The organism is Anaerotruncus massiliensis (ex Togo et al. 2026) (assembly GCF_030825285.1).
Lineage (GTDB): Bacteria > Bacillota > Clostridia > Oscillospirales > Ruminococcaceae > Anaerotruncus > Anaerotruncus massiliensis.
In genome coordinates this window covers 1-17,160 of sequence record NZ_JAPJQF010000020.1, presented here as the reverse complement: position 1 = coordinate 17,160, position 17,160 = coordinate 1, and the positions used below count along the sequence as shown (strand labels likewise).

Sequence of the window (17,160 nt, the reverse complement as noted above, 5' to 3'; positions counted from 1 at the left end):
CGACAATTGATATAAGGAGCCCGGGCCCTATGAAACGGTATGCTTTGATCGGACACCCGCTCGGACATTCGCTCTCCCCCGAGATCCACCGGCGCCTCTTCGCGCTGGAGGGCCTCGACGCGGACTACGCGCTTCTCGATATTCCTCCCGAGGAGCTCGCGTCCCGGGCGGATACCCTGCGGGAGCTCGCCGCCTTCAACGTGACGATCCCCCACAAGCGCGCCGTCATCCCCCTGCTCGACTCCCTCGGCGATGCCGCGCGCCTCTTCGGCGCGGTCAACGCCGTGCATAATGCGGACGGCCGCCTGGTCGGTGACAACACCGACTGTGGCGGCTTTCTGCGCGCCCTGGGCGCGCACGGCGTCGCCATCGCGGGCGACATCTGCGTGCTCGGCGCGGGCGGGGTGGGACGGATGTTCGCCCTCGAGTGCGCGCGGCAGGGCGCGCGGGTGACCGTGGCCGTGCGGGAGAGCGGGCGCGAAAAGGCCTCCGAGCTCCTGCGCGAGGCGCGGGAAAAGCTTGGGGCGGAGCTTTCGGTGCGCGGCATCGACGCCCTCGACGGCCGCTTTTCGCTGCTCATCAACGGCACCCCCGTGGGCATGTACCCGAACACGGACGCCTGCCCGGTGCCGCCCGCCCTCCTCGACGGGGTGGACACCGTCTTCGACTGCGTCTACAACCCCTCCGAGACGCTGCTCCTGCGCCATGCGCGCGAACGCGGCGTCAAGGCGGTCGGCGGCATGGAGATGCTTGTCTGGCAGGCGGCGATCGCCCACGAGATCTGGCACGGCACCCGGTTTTCCGACCGCGCCGTGGGAAGGATCGTCGAGGAGATGGCCGCGTACCTGCTGCTGAAGGAGCAAACGCCATGAACAACATCATCCTCTGCGGCTTCATGGGCTGCGGCAAGACAACCGTGGGCACCCTGCTCGCCCGGCGGCTCGGGATGGAGTACGCCGACCTCGACGCCGAAATCGAGGCGGAGGCGGGCATGGCGATCCCCGCCATCTTCGCCGAATACGGCGAGGCGCGTTTCCGCGACCTCGAGCACGAGGCGGTCAGGGCCCTCGCGGGACGCGCGGACTGCGTCGTCTCGACGGGAGGCGGCGCGCTGGCAGTCCCGCGCAACGTTTCCGCCCTCTCCCCGCGCGACCTCGTCGTCTTCCTCGACGCGCCGTTTGACGTCTGTCTGGCGCGCATCAGCGGCAGCGACCGGCCGATCGTGCGGCGCAGCTCCCCGGGGGAGCTGCGGGCGCTCTTCGACGCCCGCCGGCCCGCCTACCTCGCCGCCGCGAACGCCGTCGCGGACGCGGCGGCCGGGCCCGACGGGGTCGGGGCGGGGGTGGCGCGCATCGGCGGGGCGGGGGGGCGGGCCCTCTTATTAAAAAAAAAACACGCGCCCGGCGCATACGCGCCGGGCGCTTCTTTCGTTGAGGATCGGTTCGCCGGTTCAGGCTTCCATGAGGTCGGCGATGAACTGCTCGAACTCGGAAAGGATTTTTTCAAAGGGCTTCGCGGGTTCGTCGAGGTTGAGGCCGTAGAAGGGCGGCATCAGGATGCCCCGCTCCATGATCTCCTTCTGCAGTTCCTCGATGAAGACGCCGGTGCCCTCGACGAGCGCGTCGCCGTAGTCGAGGTCCTTGGGCGGGCCGCCCCAGTCGTCATTGTGGCTGGTCAGCGTGACGCCGCAGGTCGGGGAGCCGTTGCAGGAGAGCACCGCCACCGTCTGGTAGCCCATCTGTACGTAGCTCTCCATGTAGTCGACGTTGCGCACGGCGATCTGGCGGCAGAAGCGGCGGAAGCCGACGTTGTCGTAGAGGTTCTTGGTGTGCTGCCAGCGCTGGATGCCGAGGTAGAGCGTCTCGGGGCAGTCCATCTGCTGCATGCCGAGGTCGTATTTGTGCAGGATCTTGACCACGTCGAGGCTGAACCCGCCGTACCGCGCGAGGTCGCGCACCTTGTTGTTGGTGTTGAGCAGGCAGCTCGATACGAAGATGATCTTTTTACTCCGGGAATCCTCCCTTTGCAGTGACATACGGACCCTTCTTTCCAGATGTTATGGTTCTCCGCCGTATCCGGCGGTCAGAGCTTGAAATCGATGGTTTCGGTCCGCCCGCCGAACCGGAGCTCGCGGCGCGCGGGCTCCGTCTCGCAGACGATCTTTCCGCGGCGAACCACATAGAGGCATTCGCAGGTGAGGCGGACCGCGTCGAAGGGGGTGTCCGCGTCGAGCACCACGAAATCGGCGGAGTTGCCCTCCTCAATGCCGTAATCCTCCAGGCACATCGTGCGGGCGGAATTGACGGTGATCATGTCCAGCAGCTGGCCGATCTGGTCGTAGCCGCTGAGCTGCGCGGTGTGCATCAGCAGGTTGGCCGCGCCGAGCATCGAGCCCTTGCCCATCGGGTACCAGGGGTCCATCAGGTCGTCGTGCCCGATGCAGACGTTGACCCCCGCCGCGAGCAGCTCGTCCACCCGCGTGCAGCCCCTCCTGCGGGGGTAGCCGTCGGTCCGGTTCTGGAGCACCGAGTTGGGATAGGGGTTGGTGATGATGTTGAGGCTCGCCCGCTGCAAAACCCCCATCAGCTTGAAGGCGTAATCGTTGTTGTAGTTGTGCATGGCGGTCGTGTGGCTGGCGGTCGCGCGGCCTTCCATGCCGCGCACGATCGCCTCGCGCGCCACCACCTCGACGAACCGCGACTGGTCGTCGGTGTTCTCGTCGCAGTGGATGTCCACGAGCGCCCCGTACTTCTCCGCGAGGTCGAAGGCGAACTTGACGTCCGCGACCCCGTCCTCCCGCGAGAACTCGATGTAGGGCAGGCCGCCGACCACGTCGCAGCCCATCCGCATCGCGCGGTCCATCAGGTCGGTCCCGCCCTCGAAGGTGAAGACGCAGTCCTGTGGGAAGGCGACGATCTGCAGGTCCACGAGGTCCTTCATCTCCTCGCGCACCTCGGCGAGCGCCTCCACGGTGAGCAGGCTGCGGTCGGTCGCGTCGGCGTGGGTGCGCATGCGCAGCACACCGTTGGCAACCTCCCATTTGATCGCCTTAATCGCGTTTTCCTTGATAATCTCCTTGGTGAGCGTCCGCTTGCGCTCCCCCCAGATCTGAATGCCCTCCAGCAGGGTCCCGCTCATGTTGTAGCGGGGATTTCCCACGCTCAGCGTGGCGTCGAGATGCTGGTGGGGGTCGCAGAGGGGCGGAATCACGAGCCTTCCGCCCGCATCGATCACCCGCGCGTCCTCGGGCGCGGCCAGCACGGCGGCGGGCGCGACGCGGTAAAATTTCCCCTCGCGGATGTGGATGTCATGCAGCGCGTCCCTGGCGCGCAGACGAGCGTTTTTGACGAACAGTTCTTCCCGCATCTTCTCTCCTCCTTACGCCTTGCGCGGCGAAAGCTTTTCGACCGCAAAGTAGACGACGGCGATCAGCAGGAAGGTCGGGACCGTGGCGCCGATGGTCGGGGCGACGTGGGGCAGGATGTTGAAGATCGCCACGCCGACAAGCCAGATCACGATCGCGCGGACGTTGAAGCCGTTTTTATACCAGTAGCTGGAGGAGGCGTTGTCCACCAACAGCTGTTCCGCGTCGACCTGCTGCTTTTTGAGCAGGAAGTAGTCGACGAGCAGGATGGCGATCAGCGGCACGAAGATCGAGCCGACGATCGTAAGGAACTGGATGAAGTGGCCGATCAGGTTGGGGATGACCGCCACGCCGGTGATCGCGACGCCGCCGCCCACGATGATCTTCCACGGCTCGATCTTGGGGAAGACGTTGACGAAGGAGATCGCGGAGGAATAGAGGTTCATGACGTTGGTGGTGACGCTCGAAAGGATGATGATGAGCAGGGCGGGGACGCCCAGGCCGAGCGACACGAGCATCGAGGAGGGGTTGGGGTCGCCGGTCACGATTGAGGAGATCATGCCGACGAACATGAAGCCCGCCGCGCCCGCGAGGGACCCGATCAGCGTGCCCACGCTGGAGGAGGACTTGTTTTTCGCGTAGCGGGTGTAGTCGCACACCATCGGCCCCCATGCGAACGCGTTGGCCGCGAGCACGTCGATGCCGAGCATGATGGGCATCGGGCTCTCGGGGCGGAAGGCGGTGAGGTTGCTCCAGCCGTAGTTTTTGATCATGAGGTAGGCCGCGTAGATCGACAGCAGCGCCAGCAGCGGCACCGACACCCGCTGAAGCCAGGTGATCGAACGGAAGCCGTAGGCGGTGATGAGCAGCTGCACGATGCCGGTCAGGATGATCCAGAGCGTGATGTTGCTGTAGCCGGTCATGGCGGAGACCACCGCGTCGATCGAGCTGCCACAGACGACGGTGACAGACGCGCCCCAGCCGATCAGCTGAACCGCGTTGGCGATGGCGGGGACGTAGGAGCCCTTGATGCCGAAGGTCATGCGGGCGGCCGCCATGGTCGGGATGCGCACCTTGTAGCCGATGACGCCGAGCGCGAGCAGCGGAAGGATGACGAGCACGTTGCCCCACAGCAGCATGGCGGCCGCGCGCGCGAAGCCGAGCCCGGCCATTGAGCCGCCCATCAGCAGGCGCGGAACCGCCACGTTGGCGCAGAACCAGACGAACGCCATGTCCCAAAGTCCGGTTTTCTGTTCCGATTCGGGGATGATTTGGATGCCTTCCCGTTCCAGTTTCATAGGAACCCTCCTTATTCGTTCTGTGGTGAATCGCCAAATCTGTCTCTTTTTTTGCCGATCCCCCGCATTTGAACCCATCGTATCAGCAGGAATTTTGCCTGTCAAATCACGCTTGTATAATACTCCCAATATATTCCATGATTTTTATGGTTTTTTCGTTCAAATCCCCATTTTATTTGCGCATTTAATTTTCCATACCCCCAATCCGGCCCTGACGGATATGAAAAAACCACAATTCGGAATCGGAAATTGCACTTTTTATTCGGCCGCTTTTCCGCCCGGCGGCCGAAATCCGGCGTTTTAGACCGGAGACCGATTCGTAGAATCACAACGAAACATCTTTATTTGCGCATTTAACTTCATTTGTTCCATTTCTTACCCGCCGGATGGTCATTGTGAACAAAGCGCCCCCCTGCCCTTTACTGGAAAGCTCCGATTTTTCACCGCGGCCCCCTTTCAAATTGACGGGGCCCCGCCGCCGGTTTATCATGGAAAGGGGGGATGCAGATGATAACGATCCAGGACGTGGCGCGGCGGTGCGGCGTGTCCGCCACTACCGTTTCCCATGTGATCAACAAGACCCGCTATGTGCGCCCCGAGCTTGCCGACCGGGTGATGCGCGCCGTCGGAGAGCTCGGCTACACCCCGCTGCGGGTCTCCCACCGGCAGAAGCTCTGCGGGATGCGCGTGGCCGGCATCTTTTTAAGCAGCATCCGGGGCAGCTACGCCTCCGATCTCGCCGACTGCCTGGCCGCCGAGCTGCTCGACAAGCGGGTGCGGATCGTCGCGATCGTCACCGAGCAGCGCCTGGCGTGGAAGGATTTCCTCGAGTATGTCCGCCTCTACCACCTCGACACCGCCATCGTGCACTACTCGGTTGAGATCCGGGACGACGGCGGCGCCCCGCCGCCGGTGCAGACGATCTTCATCAACCACATCCCCACCGAGCGGGAAAACTGCTACTACATCAACTTCGACTATCCCCACGCCGTGGGGCTCGCCCTCCGCCACCTGCTTAACCGGGGGCACGCCGACATCGCTTTCCTCGCCTGCCAGAGCAGCTCCTTCATCAACCAGTCGGTCCTCTCCGCCGCGCATGAGACCTGCCGCCAGTACGGGCTCGCCTTCGACGACGGCCACTTCTGGACGATCGACGACACCTACAGCCGGGACGAGCTCGTCCGCCAGCTGGGCGCCTGCTTCCAGGCGCATCCGGGAATCACCGCGGTCATCACCGCCGAGACGGGCGCCACCATGCACATCATGGACTACATCCGCCTCAACGACCTGCAGTTCCCGCAGGACCTCTCCCTCATCACGATCGGCGACATGTACATCGCAAAGGTCTTTTTCCCCAACATCACGCGGGTGGATATGAAGGTGCGCGAGCTGGTGGCCGGCATCCGCGAGCTCATCCTCGGCGGGAACGAGCGGCGGCACCGGCTGATCTCCGCCGACTTCATCCTCGGGGAATCGACCCGCACGCTGGCGCGCGGCCCGTCGGGCGCGCAGGCCGGGCGGGCCGAGCTGCTGGAGCTCACCGACGCGGAGATCGAGGAGGTGCAGCACCGCGGCTATTCGGTCTGCATCTCGATCAACGACGAGCGCTCCCTCTCCTCCCGCCTGCTCGCGCAGGGGATGCGGGACGGCTTCGCCGCGCTCGGCATCGGGGTGCTCGGCACCGTCAACGCCCAGCAGGACGCGCAGCTCCAGAAGATCCAGCTGGACAGCCTCGCCGCCATGCACCCCGACGCGATCGTCTGCCTGCCCGTGCTGGAGGGGCGGGAGCTCGACCGCTACCGCAAGCTCTGCCGGAGCGGCATCCGGCTGGTCTTCGCGGGGGATGTGCCCGCCTCGATGCCGCCCTTCTCCTACGACACCTGCGTCGCGGCCAACGAGTCGGAAAACGGCCGCGCCGCGGGCAAGCTCCTCGCCGCCGAGGTGCTCCGCCGGGGCGGGAGCTGCCTCGGCTTCCTCTACGGCAGCGCGCAGTCCTTCTGTACCCGGCAGCGCGACCTCTCCGCCACCGGCATCATCGCCGAGGAGTTCCCCCAGCTCGAGACGGTGGCGCGGCGGGACTTCTACAGCCCCTGCGGGAACGCCCCCCTCATCCGCGGCCTGCTGGAGGCCCACCCCGAAATCGACGGCCTCTACGCGAGCGACGAACGGCTCGCCGCCGACGCGGCCGCCGCGCTGCGCGAGCTTTCGCGCCCGGATGTCGCTGTCGTCGCCGCGGGGCTCGACTACGGCGTGGCCAAGCTGCTCGCGGCCGAAAAAAACATCACCGCGGTCAGCTGCCCCCGCTCCTATGAGACCGGACGCGCCGCCGCGCTGGCCTGCGCGTGCAGCCTGCTCGGCAAGCAGCCCCTGCCCCACATCGTCACCGTGCCGGCGGTCGTCACCGCCAAAAACCTCGAGAAATCCTGGCTGGAGCTGGTCAAGCGCCGTCTCCCCCGCGAAATCTCCGAGCTGCTCGCCCGCTGAGCGGTCTTCAAATTTCCGCCGGTTCCCTATAAATTTCTTCACAGTTCATTGACATTCTGGTCACAAATGGTACAATAAGTGTGGAAAATTGTGACAAAAGGAGTGCTGACTGTGAAAAAATGGATTAGCGCGGTAATCGCGTTTGCAATGCTGCTTTCCCTCTCCTGCCCGGTCTTCGCCGAGCGCCTGCTCAAGCCCATCGAGGAGGCGGCGCCCGCCGCCGTGGAAGTGGAGGACGAGACCCCGGTCATCCCCGAGGAGCTGGTCCCGACCGCCGCGGCGCCTACCGTCGCGCTGACCGCCGCAGAATACGAGCTCGGCTATGTGAACATGGCCACCGAGTTGAGCGCCGCCCTCGGCGGCGCGCTCAAGGGCTACGACTACCGCGACAAGCGCACCTTCGGCAAAATCGGCGACGAGATCGCCGCGAGCCGGGACCTGCTCTCCGAGCTGGCTTCGGCCGCCGCCCCCGCCGAGTACCAGGAGGCCCACAAGCTCTTCGCCGCGGCCGCGGAAAAGACCGCCGCCTACTACGACAGCTTCACCGCGATGACCCGCTCCCCCTCCAAGGCCAGCTACGATAAGTCGGTCAAGGCGAGCCAGGAGGCCCAGAAGGCCATTCTTGCGGCGGTCAACCAGTTCGTGGAGACCTATACCTCGCTGCATCCGGGCTCCCAGTTCACCCGCATCCCCGTGGGCGCCTGACTTCCACAAGCATCTGAAGAGCGCCGGGCGCGAATGCGCCCGGCGCTCTTTGCGTCATCCCCCGCGGAGGGACGCAAAAAGGCCCCGGACGCTTTGCGTCCGGGGCCTTTTGACATCGTTGAAAGAGCTATCTTTTGTCGCGGAGGATGAGCGCCGCCATGACGCCGAACGTCACGGCGATCGCCGCGGCCGCGCCCACGAGGGCCGTGGCCGCGATCCCGCGCCAGGGGTTGAAGAGCCGCAGTTCTTTCATCATAACGGCACCTTACTTGTCGAGGTTGGCTTCGAGGGTCGAGAGCTGGCTTTCGAGTTCCTTCGGCAGCTTGTCGCCAAACTTCGCATAGAACTCCTTGATGCCCTTGACCTCCTCTTTCCAGAGGGCCTTGTCGACGGTCAGCAGGTCCTTGACGGTGTCGGTGGTGACGTCGCCGAGACCCTCCACGTCGATATCCTCCGGCTTCGGCTCGTAGCCGATCGGGGTCTCCACCGCCTCGGCCCTGCCCTCGCAGCGGTCGATGATCCAGTTCAGCACGCGCATGTTGTCGCCGAAGCCCGGCCAGATGAAGTGGCCTTCGTCGTCGGTGCGGAACCAGTTGACGTTGAAGATCTTGGGGGCCTTGTCGCCGAGCTTCTCGCCCATTTCGAGCCAGTGCGCCCAGTAGTCGCCCATGTTGTAGCCGCAGAAGGGCAGCATCGCCATCGGGTCGCGGCGGACGACGCCCACGGCGCCGGCGGCGGCGGCAGTCGTCTCGGAGGCCATGGTGGAGCCGACGAAGACGCCGTGCTTCCAATCCCTCGCCTGGTAGACCAGCGGAGCGGTCTTGGCGCGGCGGCCGCCGAAGATGATCGCGGAGATGGGCACGCCGTTGGGGTTATTGAACTCGGAGGAGATGCAGGGGCAGTTGACCGCCGGAGCGGTGAACCGGGAGTTGGGATGCGCGCCCTTGGAGCCGTCGGTGCAGTCCCACTTCTCGCCCTTCCAGTTGAGCGCGTTCTTGGGCGGGTTCTTGTCGAGGCCCTCCCACCAGACGGTGTTGTCGTCGAGGTTGTGGACCACGTTGGTGAAGATCGTGTTCTTCTGGGTGGAGATCAGCGCGTTGGGGTTGGACTTCATGTTGGTGCCGGGGGCGACGCCGAAGAAGCCGTTCTCCGGGTTGATCGCCCAGAGGCGCCCGTCCGGGCCGACGCGCAGCCAGGCGATGTCGTCGCCGACCGTCCAGACCTTGTAGCCGGCATCCTGGAATTTCTTCGGCGGGATGAGCATGGCCAGGTTGGTCTTGCCGCACGCGGAGGGGAACGCCGCGCAGACGTATTTGATCTCGCCCTTGGGGTTCTCCAGGCCGAGGATGAGCATGTGCTCGGCCATCCAGCCCTCGTTCTTCGCCTGGTAGGAGGCGATGCGCAGGGCGAAGCACTTCTTGCCGAGCAGGACATTGCCGCCGTAGCCCGAGTTGACCGACCAGATGGTGTTGTCCTCGGGGAACTGGACGATGTAGCGGTTCTCCTCCTCCATCTTGGCCTTGGAGTGCAGGCCGCGGACGAAGTCGTTGGAGGTGTCGCCGAGCTGGTCGAACGCCTGCTGGCCCATGCGGGTCATGATGTCCATGTTGAGCACGACGTAGATCGAGTCGGTCAGCTCAACGCCCACCTTGGAGAAGGGGGAGCCGATCGGGCCCATGCAGTAGGGGAGGATATACATGGTGCGGCCCTGCATCGCACCGTCGAAGAGGGTGCGCAGCTTGGCGTACATGACCTGCGGGTCCTCCCAGTTGTTGGTCGGGCCGGCGTCCTCCTTCCTGCGGGAGCAGATAAAGGTCCTGCCCTCGACGCGCGCGACGTCGTTGATGGCGGTGCGATGGAGCAGGCAGCCCGGGAGCTTCTCGGGGTTGAGAGCCTCCATCTCGCCGGTCGCGAGAGCCTGGTCGCGCAGCTCTTTGAGCTGGGCCTCGCTGCCGTCGATCCAAACAACCTTGTCGGGTTTTACAAGCGCCTTCATCTCCTCAATCCAGTTGAGGACATTCTTGTTGTTTGTCATGATTGTTCTCCTCTCGGTGTATTTGGAATAATTTATAAAAACCATGCCGGAATGCGGGGGAATTTGGTCGGTTTTCTGTGGAGTTTCCCTAGAAAATCGAAATCTCCCACGTTTATCATTATAGACCGAACCTTTTGAAATTGCAATGGGTTTTCTGGAATTTGTGTTAATTTTTCGTCAAAGTTTTGCAGGAGGGCAAAGTTCCCTCCTGCATTTTGTCAGTCCCGCGCCGAAAACGCCGCCGCGATATCCATGGACGGGGCGGCGTTGAGGGAGAGCGCCGCGGGCGGATTTGCAAGGAATTCATAGTAGCCCTGCGCGCCGATCATCGCGGCGTTGTCCCCGCAGAGGGAGAGGGGCGGCACGTAAAGCGCAAAGCCGTTTTTCCGGCACATCTCCCCGAGCGCGGCGCGCAGGCCGCTGTTGGCGGAAACCCCGCCCGCCGCCGCGACGACGCGGTATCCGAGCTCCTTCGCCGCGGCCTCGAGGTGGCTGGTCAGCACCTCGCAGACCGTCCTCTGGAAGCTCGCGGCCAGCGAATCGGCGTCGACCTCCTCCCCCTTCTGCCCGGCGTTGTGCAGCAGGTTGATGACCGCCGTCTTGAGCCCCGAAAAGCTGAAGTCGTAGGGCGCGCCCTCGACGCGGGGCTTGGGGAGCTTATATCTGCCCGGGTCGCCGCGCCCGGCGGCCTCGTCGATGTAGACGCCGCCCGGGTAGGGGAACCCCATCGCGCGGGCGGACTTGTCGAACGCCTCCCCCGCCGCGTCGTCCCGCGTGCGGCCGACGACGCGGAATTCGGTGTAGGAGCGCACCTCGACGATGTGGGTGTGCCCGCCCGACACCACGAGGCAGAGGAAGGGCGGCTCCAGCTCGGGATGGGCCAGGTAGTTGGCGGCGATGTGCCCGCGGATGTGGTGGACGGGCACGAGGGGCTTTCCCGCCGCGAGGGCGAGCCCCTTGGCGTAGTTGACCCCCACGAGCAGCGCGCCGATGAGCCCCGGCGCGGCGGTCACCGCGACGGCGTCGATCCCCTCGAGCGGGACGCCCGCCTCGTCGAGCGCGCCCTGTACCACCGGCACGATGTTCTCGCAGTGGCGGCGGGAGGCGATCTCCGGCACCACGCCGCCGTAGACGCGGTGCTCCGCCACCTGCGAGTTGATGACCGAAGAAAGGACCCTGCGCCCGTCCTCCACCACGGCGGCGGCCGTCTCGTCGCAGGAGCTTTCGATCGCTAAAATTTTCATGTCGCTGTTTCCTCCCGCGCCCCCCGCGTCAAAAACGCCGTCATCAGGATGGCGTCCTCCGCCGGGTTGGCGTAAAAATTGCGGCGGCGGCCCACCGCGCCGAAGCCGAGCTTCTCATAGAAGGCGATGGCCGCGCGGTTCCCCTCCCGCACCTCGAGGGTCAGAAAGCCGAGCTTTTCCCGGCGGGCGTAGAGGAACATCCGCCGCATGAGCGCGGTGGCGATCCCCCGGCGGCGGAATTCCGCCGTGACCGCCACGTTCGCGATGTATCCCTCGTCCAGCACCCGGTGCATCCCGGCGTAGCCGACCACCCGGCTTCCGCTGCGGGCGACGAAGAAGACCGCGCAGGGGTTTTCCAGTTCCCCCGCGAGGGTGCGCCCGCTCCACGGCTGGGAGAAGCACTCCGCCTCGATTTCGGCCACCCCCGCCACGTCCGCCCCGGTCATCCGCCCAAAGCGGACGAGGTACTGGGGCGTTCCCGAGAGGCGGGAAATCAGCCGGAGGCGGCGCGGTCTATTTGGCTTCGAGCCAGTTGTCCCCGACGTTGGCGTCGGCCACGAGGGGGACCTTGAGCGTAATGGCATGTTCCATTTCCTCCTTGAGGATCGCGGTCGCGGCCGGGACCTCCTCCGCGGGCGCCTCGACGAGCAGCTCGTCGTGCACCTGCAAAATGAGACGGGCGCGCAGCCCCTCCCGGCGCAGGCGTTCAAACACCCGCACCATGGCGATCTTGATGATGTCGGCGGCCGTCCCCTGGATGGGGGTGTTGCGCGCGACCCGCTCCCCGAATGCCTGCGTCACCTTGTTGGACGCGGCCAGCTCGGGCAGATAGCGGCGGCGGCCGAAGAGAGTTCTCACATAGCCGTTTTCCCGCGCGAATTTGATGGTGTCCTCCATATACTTCCGGACGCCCGCGTAGTGCTCCAGGTAATTCTTGATGTAGCTGTCCGCCTCGGCGATCGAGACGCCGATATCCTGCGAGAGGGAAAACGCCCCGATGCCGTAGACGATCCCGAAGTTGACCGCCTTGGCGCGCGAGCGCATGACCGGCGTGACCATCTCCTCCGGCAGGCCGAACACCTGCGCGGCGGTGGTCGTGTGGATGTCCTCGCCGCTCTGGAAGGCGGCGATCATGTTTTCATCGTCCGCGAGGTCGGCCAGCACCCGCAGCTCGATCTGCGAATAGTCGGCGTCGACCAGCTTCCAGCCCTCCCGCGCGCGGAAGAACCGGCGCAGCTTGCTGCCCTCCTCGGTGCGCACCGGGATGTTCTGGAGGTTCGGCTCGGTCGAGCTGATCCGGCCGGTGCGCGTCTCGGTCTGCTGAAAGGTGGAGCGCACCCGCCCGTCGGGCCCGACCACCTTGAGGAGCCCGTCCACATAGGTGGACTTGAGCTTGGAGAGCTTGCGGTATTCGAGGATCAGGTTGATGATCGGGTGGTGGGGCCGCAGCGCCTCGAGCACGTCCACGTTGGTGGAATAGCCCGTCTTGGTCCTCTTTTTGGCGGGCAGGCCGAGCTTCACGAAGAGGACGTCCCCCAGCTGCTTGGGCGAATTGAGGTTGAAGTCGTACCCCGCGTACTCCACGATGCCCGCGTGCAGCTCCTCCAGCCGGTCGTCGAGCTCACCGCCGTACTCCCGCAGGGCGTCGGCGTCAAGGGAGAAGCCTTCACACTCCATACCCGCCAGCACCCGCGCGAGCGGCATCTCGATCTCGAAGAGCAGCTTCTCCTGCCCCTTCTCCGCGATCTCCGCCGCCAGCCGGCCGCACAACTCGTCCAGTACCGCCGCCTGCCCCGCCAGCGCTGCAAAATCCTCCGGCACCTCGCCCGCCAGCTCGCGCGGCGCGATGCCGTACTGGGCCGCCAGTTGCAGCGGGTCGTAGACGGCGCTCGTCGGGCTGAGCAGGTAGGCTGCCAGCTCGGCGTCGAACTTTACATTCTGTATATATTGGTTTTCTTTATACGCAATTCGGTGGAACGGCTTGCTGCTCCACACCCGCAGCGGCGCGTCCGAACGGAGCAGCTCCGCCGCCGCGTCCTTGCCCGCGAGCAGCAGCGCGTCCGGAAGAACGGCGGCGACGGCGACAATGTCGCCGCTGCCGTCCAGGCCGGCGATCACATCCGCCCCGCCCGCCGCGGCCACGCGCCCGGCAAAGTCCGCAGGGCCCGCCGAGACGGTAAGCGGCCTGGACGGCTCGCACGCCGCCGCAGGCGGCACGTCGCCGCCCTCCCCGGCGGCGGCCTGCGGGTCGACGCCCCAGCGTTCCATCATTTTGAACATCTCCAGCCGCGCGAAGAGAGCGGCCGCCTTTTTCTGATCGACCGGCCCCCGGAGGTAATGCCCCGGCTCCGCGTCGATCGGCGCGTCGCAGCAGATCTCCCCCAGCTTGCGGCTGGTGTAGGCCATCTCGCGGCCCTCCGCGAGCTTTTTGCGCACGCCCGGCTTGACGGACGGGTCGTCGAGGTGCTCGTAGACCGCGTCGAGGTCGTGGAACTGAGAGACGAGCGCCAGCGCCGTCTTTTCGCCGATGCCCGCCACGCCCGGGATGTTGTCCGAGGCGTCTCCCATCAGCGCCTTCACGTCGATGAGCTGGGGCGGCTCGACGCCGTATTTCTCCATCACCGCCGCGCGGTCGTAGAGGGTGGAGGCGGGCTGGCCCATCTTGGTCGTCGCCAGCCGCACCGACACATGCCCCCCCACAAGCTGGAGGCTGTCCCGGTCGCCGGTCGCGATGACGCAGTCGTTCCCGCCGTCGGAGCACGCCTTCGCGAGCGTGCCGAGGATATCGTCCGCCTCGTAGCCCTGGCAGGTGACGATCGTGAAACCGAGCGCGTCCAGCAGCTCCTTGAGCGGCTCCATCTGGGAGGCCAGCTCGTCGGGCATCCCCTTGCGCTGAGCCTTGTAGCCGTCGTACATCTCATGCCGGAAGGTCGGTCCGTGCAGATCGAACGCGCACGCCACCGCCTCCGGCTGCACCTCGTCGAGCACCTTGAGCAGGATGCTCAGGAACCCGTAGATGCCGTTGGTAAACTCTCCGTTCTTGGTCGTCAGCGCCTTGATGCCATAGTAGGCGCGGTTTAAAATGCTGTTGCCGTCGATCGCAAGCAGCTTCATAAGCAACAATCCTTTCTCCGGGGGGCTTTTGAAAAAGTCCCCCGGACCCCGAAAACTTTTATCAGGCCGGCCCCGTCCCATCACCGCGGGCGCGAGACGTGAGGCGGGGCAGTCTCCCCGCCGCCGGACAGTGCGCCCCGCAAAACAGGGCGGCGGAAAACGACGCGCCGCAGGCGCGTCCGCGCGCGAAGCGCGCGCGGGCGGCTCCGCCGCCCGGTTTTCCGCCCAGCCGCGCTAGAGGTCGAACTGCATAATCCGCCGCGCCTCGGCGAACCCGTTCCTGCGGTAAAAGCGGACGGCGCCCTCGTTCTGGGCCAGCGCGCAGAGCTCGACATACCGGAGCCCGCGGCCGCGCGCCCACGATTTGACGCTCTCCATCAGCAGCGCGCCGACGCCGCCGTTTCGGTGCCGCTCGTCGACGCAGAGGTCCATCAGGTAGGCGTAGCGGTAGGGGATGACACAGTCGTAGGGCGGCGTCGCAAGGTCCTGCGCCAGCGCGAACCCGCAGACCTCCCCCGCGTCGTCCGCCACAAAAAGCTCCTGATCCCCGGCTGCGACAACCTCCCGCAAAAACGTCTCGTCCTGCGGGGTATCGCGAAAGCGTTCCGGCTGCATCCGCGCCGAAAGCGCGAAGAGCTGCTTGTAAATCTCCACGATTCGCGGAATATCCGCCTCCACGGCGGTCCGAATCTCCATATGCGTCTCTTCCCTTCCCGCTTACATACTGGATATTATAGCATAAAACATTGCCTGACAGTCAAATTTCTGTTAAGATATCATGTGGAATTTGAAAAAGTTTTGCACGGGGAGGCTCCCATGAAGATCGGGGACATCGAAATCAAACGGACGGCGGCACTCGCGCCGATGGCGGGCGTGGCGGACAGCGCCTTCCGCCAGATCTGCAAGGAGTTCGGCGCGGCCTATATGGTCGGCGAGATGGCGAGCGCCAAGGGGATGCACTACTCCGATAAGAAGACCGCCAAGCTGCTCGGCGTACAGGATGCCGAACGGCCGGTCGCGGTGCAGCTCTTCGGGGACGAGCCGGACATCCTGGCGGAGGCGGCAAAAAAGGCGCTCGATTACCGTCCCGACGTGATTGACATCAATATGGGCTGTCCCGCGCCCAAGATCGCGGGCAACGGGGGCGGCAGCGCGCTCATGAAAAATCCCGCCCTCGCGGGCAGGATCGCCGAGGCGGTCGTCAAGGCGGTTCCCCTGCCGGTCACCGTCAAGTTCCGCAAGGGCTGGGACGACGAGCATGTCAACGCGGTGGAATTTGCGCGCATCATGGAGGAGAGCGGCGCGGCCGCGCTCACCGTGCACGGCCGCACCCGCCAGCAGTTCTATTCCCCGCCCGTCGATCTGGACGTCATCGCCGCGGTAAAGGCCGCCGTTTCGATCCCCGTGATCGGAAATGGGGACTGCGTTGATATACAATCCGTATTGCACATGTATGATTATACAAGATGTGACCTTGTCATGATCGGCCGCGGAGCGCTCGGGAGTCCCTGGCTTTTCCGGCAGGTCGACCGCTATTTTGACGACGGCAGCGTTTTGCCCGCGCCGCCGCTCGCGGAACGCATGGAGGTCATGCTCCGCCATCTGAGGCTCATCTGCGAAAACAAGGGGGAGCGCCAGGGGATGCGCGAGGCGCGCAAGCACGCCGCCTGGTATATGAAGGGGATGCGCGGCGCGGCCGCCTTCCGCAAGCGTTCGGGCGAGCTCTGCACCTACGAGGACGCGGTGCGGCTGGCTTCCGACGTACTCGCCACCAATCCGGACATCAGGGAGGAAATGCCATGAGACCGAGAAAAAAACCGAATCTCGCCCCCCGGCTCGCGGCCTGCGCGCCGGTCGTCATCCAAAGCCCGGAGGAAAAGAAGGGCCGCATCCGCGAGGAGTTTCCCAACCCCGGCGCGCCGCTGTACCTGGAACTCGGCTGCGGCAAGGGCGCGTTTATCTGCGCGCTTGCCTCCCTGCATCCCGAAATCAACTTCGTCGCGATGGAGAAGGAGGCTAACGTCGCCGTCATCGCCACCGAGCGCGCCATGGAGGCCCGGCTGCCCAACCTGCGCTTCATTCTCGACGACGCCGACCATTTGCCGGAAATCTTCCTGCCCGGCGAGGTCGGGCGCATCTATATCAACTTCTGTGATCCCTGGCACAAGCACCGGCAGTTTAAGCGCCGCCTCACCTACCGGGGCCGTCTCGCCGTCTACAACGCCCTACTCGCCGACGGGGGCGAGGTGTGGTTCAAGACGGACAACTATATGCTCTACCATTTTTCCACCTTTGAATTCGACGCCTGCATGGAGCGGTATTTTTCCACCACCGACCTGCACCGCAGTGAATACGCGGAGGGCAACATCATGACCGAATACGAGCGGTATTTTTCCAATCTCGGCCAGCCGATCTATTCCATCCGAGCGCGGAGGAATCCCGATTGTGCTCTGGTTCCGGATCTTTCTTCCGCGGAGCGCAAACCCGCCGATGACGAGTGATCGTCACCGGCGGGTTTTTCTTTGCCGCTCGTGAGCGGCGGAGCTTGTCGGTGGTCGGCCGACGGCGGGTTTAGATTATCCGCTCAGTGATCGGCGGAGTTTGTCGGTAGTCGACCGACGGCCGTTTTAGATATTCCGCCCCGGGGGCGGAGGGCCTGTCGGTAGTCGACCGACGGCGGACCTTAGGTTCACCGCTCAGTGAGCGGTATAGTTTGCCGGGTCCCGCCCCGGCGGGCGGCCCCATTTCTTATACGGACAAGAAATGGGGGAAAGAAGCCGCAGGGGGCTTGGGCGGCCTGCCCGGGCTGCGCCCGGAGCGCGCTACGCGCGACGGCCGCTCGCGGGCGCTCCGCCCCGCGACCCCGGCTTGAGTCCGCTTCGCGGACCCGGCCCTGCGGGCCGGATTCTCTATAAG

The 17,160-nt window shown here is 65.1% G+C and carries 14 protein-coding genes and 1 pseudogene; 6 read left to right on the top strand and 9 right to left on the bottom strand.

The genetic code is table 11. The features are described 5' to 3' along the window. Window positions 1–29: 29 nt before the first annotated feature. Window positions 30–872, top strand: coding sequence for a shikimate dehydrogenase (gene aroE / locus RCI06_RS07875; protein ID WP_101548250.1), 843 nt, complete (start codon window positions 30–32; stop codon window positions 870–872). Continuing rightward, window positions 869–1,306, top strand: a pseudogene (locus tag RCI06_RS14365) (shikimate kinase); the annotation flags it as partial. The gene aroE and the pseudogene RCI06_RS14365, both read left to right, overlap by 4 nt. Before the next feature lie 144 nt (window positions 1,307–1,450). Here RCI06_RS14365 and RCI06_RS07870 read toward each other — a convergent pair. From RCI06_RS07870 to RCI06_RS07860, 3 genes are read right to left on the bottom strand one after another with little or no spacing between them, the layout of a single operon-like run. Continuing rightward, window positions 1,451–2,035 (bottom strand): CD3072 family TudS-related putative desulfidase, encoded by a 585-nt coding sequence (locus RCI06_RS07870; RefSeq protein WP_101548246.1) that lies wholly within the window; start codon window positions 2,033–2,035, stop codon window positions 1,451–1,453. A gap of 47 nt (window positions 2,036–2,082) precedes the next feature. Continuing rightward, a complete protein-coding gene (gene codA, locus RCI06_RS07865) occupies window positions 2,083–3,366 on the bottom strand; it encodes a cytosine deaminase (protein ID WP_306575452.1) in 1,284 nt (427 codons plus the stop codon). Window positions 3,367–3,378: 12 nt separating this feature from the next. Then, complete coding sequence (locus tag RCI06_RS07860) at window positions 3,379–4,662, bottom strand: cytosine permease (protein WP_172439112.1); 1,284 nt, start codon at window positions 4,660–4,662, stop codon at window positions 3,379–3,381. A gap of 507 nt (window positions 4,663–5,169) precedes the next feature. On the opposite strand from RCI06_RS07860, the gene RCI06_RS07855 reads away from it, so the two are divergent. Then, window positions 5,170–7,146: a LacI family DNA-binding transcriptional regulator gene (locus RCI06_RS07855; protein WP_306575451.1), complete on the top strand. Its 1,977-nt coding sequence runs from the start codon at window positions 5,170–5,172 to the stop codon at window positions 7,144–7,146. Between the two features lie 111 nt (window positions 7,147–7,257). After that, window positions 7,258–7,851: a hypothetical protein gene (locus tag RCI06_RS07850; RefSeq protein ID WP_306575449.1), complete on the top strand. Its 594-nt coding sequence runs from the start codon at window positions 7,258–7,260 to the stop codon at window positions 7,849–7,851. A gap of 127 nt (window positions 7,852–7,978) precedes the next feature. Here the strand turns inward: RCI06_RS07850 and RCI06_RS07845 are convergent, their stop codons facing one another. From RCI06_RS07845 to RCI06_RS07820, 6 genes are all read right to left on the bottom strand, one after another. Next, on the bottom strand, window positions 7,979–8,104 hold the full coding sequence (locus RCI06_RS07845; protein ID WP_256152454.1) for a hypothetical protein: 126 nt from the start codon (window positions 8,102–8,104) through the stop codon (window positions 7,979–7,981). 12 nt (window positions 8,105–8,116) lie between these two features. Continuing rightward, window positions 8,117–9,886, bottom strand: coding sequence for a phosphoenolpyruvate carboxykinase (GTP) (locus RCI06_RS07840; RefSeq protein ID WP_121587223.1), 1,770 nt, complete (start codon window positions 9,884–9,886; stop codon window positions 8,117–8,119). Between the two features lie 218 nt (window positions 9,887–10,104). Then, the gene (tsaD, locus tag RCI06_RS07835) at window positions 10,105–11,130 is read right to left on the bottom strand and encodes a tRNA (adenosine(37)-N6)-threonylcarbamoyltransferase complex transferase subunit TsaD (protein WP_306575448.1); all 1,026 of its coding nucleotides are present in this window, start codon (window positions 11,128–11,130) and stop codon (window positions 10,105–10,107) included. Next, window positions 11,127–11,576, bottom strand: a complete 450-nt coding sequence (gene rimI, locus RCI06_RS07830; RefSeq protein ID WP_101548231.1) for a ribosomal protein S18-alanine N-acetyltransferase — start codon at window positions 11,574–11,576, stop codon at window positions 11,127–11,129. Before rimI ends, tsaD begins: the two co-directional genes overlap by 4 nt. A gap of 67 nt (window positions 11,577–11,643) precedes the next feature. Next, window positions 11,644–14,244 (bottom strand): DNA polymerase I, encoded by a 2,601-nt coding sequence (gene polA / locus RCI06_RS07825; protein ID WP_306575445.1) that lies wholly within the window; start codon window positions 14,242–14,244, stop codon window positions 11,644–11,646. 234 nt (window positions 14,245–14,478) lie between these two features. Further along, window positions 14,479–14,940 (bottom strand): GNAT family N-acetyltransferase, encoded by a 462-nt coding sequence (locus tag RCI06_RS07820; protein WP_101548224.1) that lies wholly within the window; start codon window positions 14,938–14,940, stop codon window positions 14,479–14,481. Between the two features lie 120 nt (window positions 14,941–15,060). On the opposite strand from RCI06_RS07820, the gene dusB reads away from it, so the two are divergent. Together dusB and trmB are read left to right on the top strand one after the other, a co-directional pair. After that, a complete protein-coding gene (gene dusB, locus RCI06_RS07815) occupies window positions 15,061–16,047 on the top strand; it encodes a tRNA dihydrouridine synthase DusB (RefSeq protein ID WP_306575442.1) in 987 nt (328 codons plus the stop codon). Continuing rightward, window positions 16,044–16,745 carry a tRNA (guanosine(46)-N7)-methyltransferase TrmB gene (gene trmB / locus RCI06_RS07810; protein WP_306575439.1) on the top strand — a complete coding sequence of 234 codons (702 nt, stop codon included), beginning with the start codon at window positions 16,044–16,046 and terminating at the stop codon, window positions 16,743–16,745. Before dusB ends, trmB begins: the two co-directional genes overlap by 4 nt. Window positions 16,746–17,160 lie beyond the last annotated feature (415 nt).

Coding starts and splice junctions, on each gene's coding strand:
- aroE (WP_101548250.1), top strand. CDS start 30: ATGAAACGGTATGCTTTGATCGGACACCCGCTCGGACATTCGCTCTCC.
- polA (WP_306575445.1), bottom strand. CDS start 14,244: ATGAAGCTGCTTGCGATCGACGGCAACAGCATTTTAAACCGCGCCTAC.
- tsaD (WP_306575448.1), bottom strand. CDS start 11,130: ATGAAAATTTTAGCGATCGAAAGCTCCTGCGACGAGACGGCCGCCGCC.
- RCI06_RS07855 (WP_306575451.1), top strand. CDS start 5,170: ATGATAACGATCCAGGACGTGGCGCGGCGGTGCGGCGTGTCCGCCACT.
- trmB (WP_306575439.1), top strand. CDS start 16,044: ATGAGACCGAGAAAAAAACCGAATCTCGCCCCCCGGCTCGCGGCCTGC.
- RCI06_RS07845 (WP_256152454.1), bottom strand. CDS start 8,104: ATGAAAGAACTGCGGCTCTTCAACCCCTGGCGCGGGATCGCGGCCACG.
- RCI06_RS07870 (WP_101548246.1), bottom strand. CDS start 2,035: ATGTCACTGCAAAGGGAGGATTCCCGGAGTAAAAAGATCATCTTCGTA.
- rimI (WP_101548231.1), bottom strand. CDS start 11,576: ATGACCGGGGCGGACGTGGCGGGGGTGGCCGAAATCGAGGCGGAGTGC.
- codA (WP_306575452.1), bottom strand. CDS start 3,366: ATGCGGGAAGAACTGTTCGTCAAAAACGCTCGTCTGCGCGCCAGGGAC.
- RCI06_RS07840 (WP_121587223.1), bottom strand. CDS start 9,886: ATGACAAACAACAAGAATGTCCTCAACTGGATTGAGGAGATGAAGGCG.
- dusB (WP_306575442.1), top strand. CDS start 15,061: ATGAAGATCGGGGACATCGAAATCAAACGGACGGCGGCACTCGCGCCG.
- RCI06_RS07860 (WP_172439112.1), bottom strand. CDS start 4,662: ATGAAACTGGAACGGGAAGGCATCCAAATCATCCCCGAATCGGAACAG.
- RCI06_RS07820 (WP_101548224.1), bottom strand. CDS start 14,940: ATGGAGATTCGGACCGCCGTGGAGGCGGATATTCCGCGAATCGTGGAG.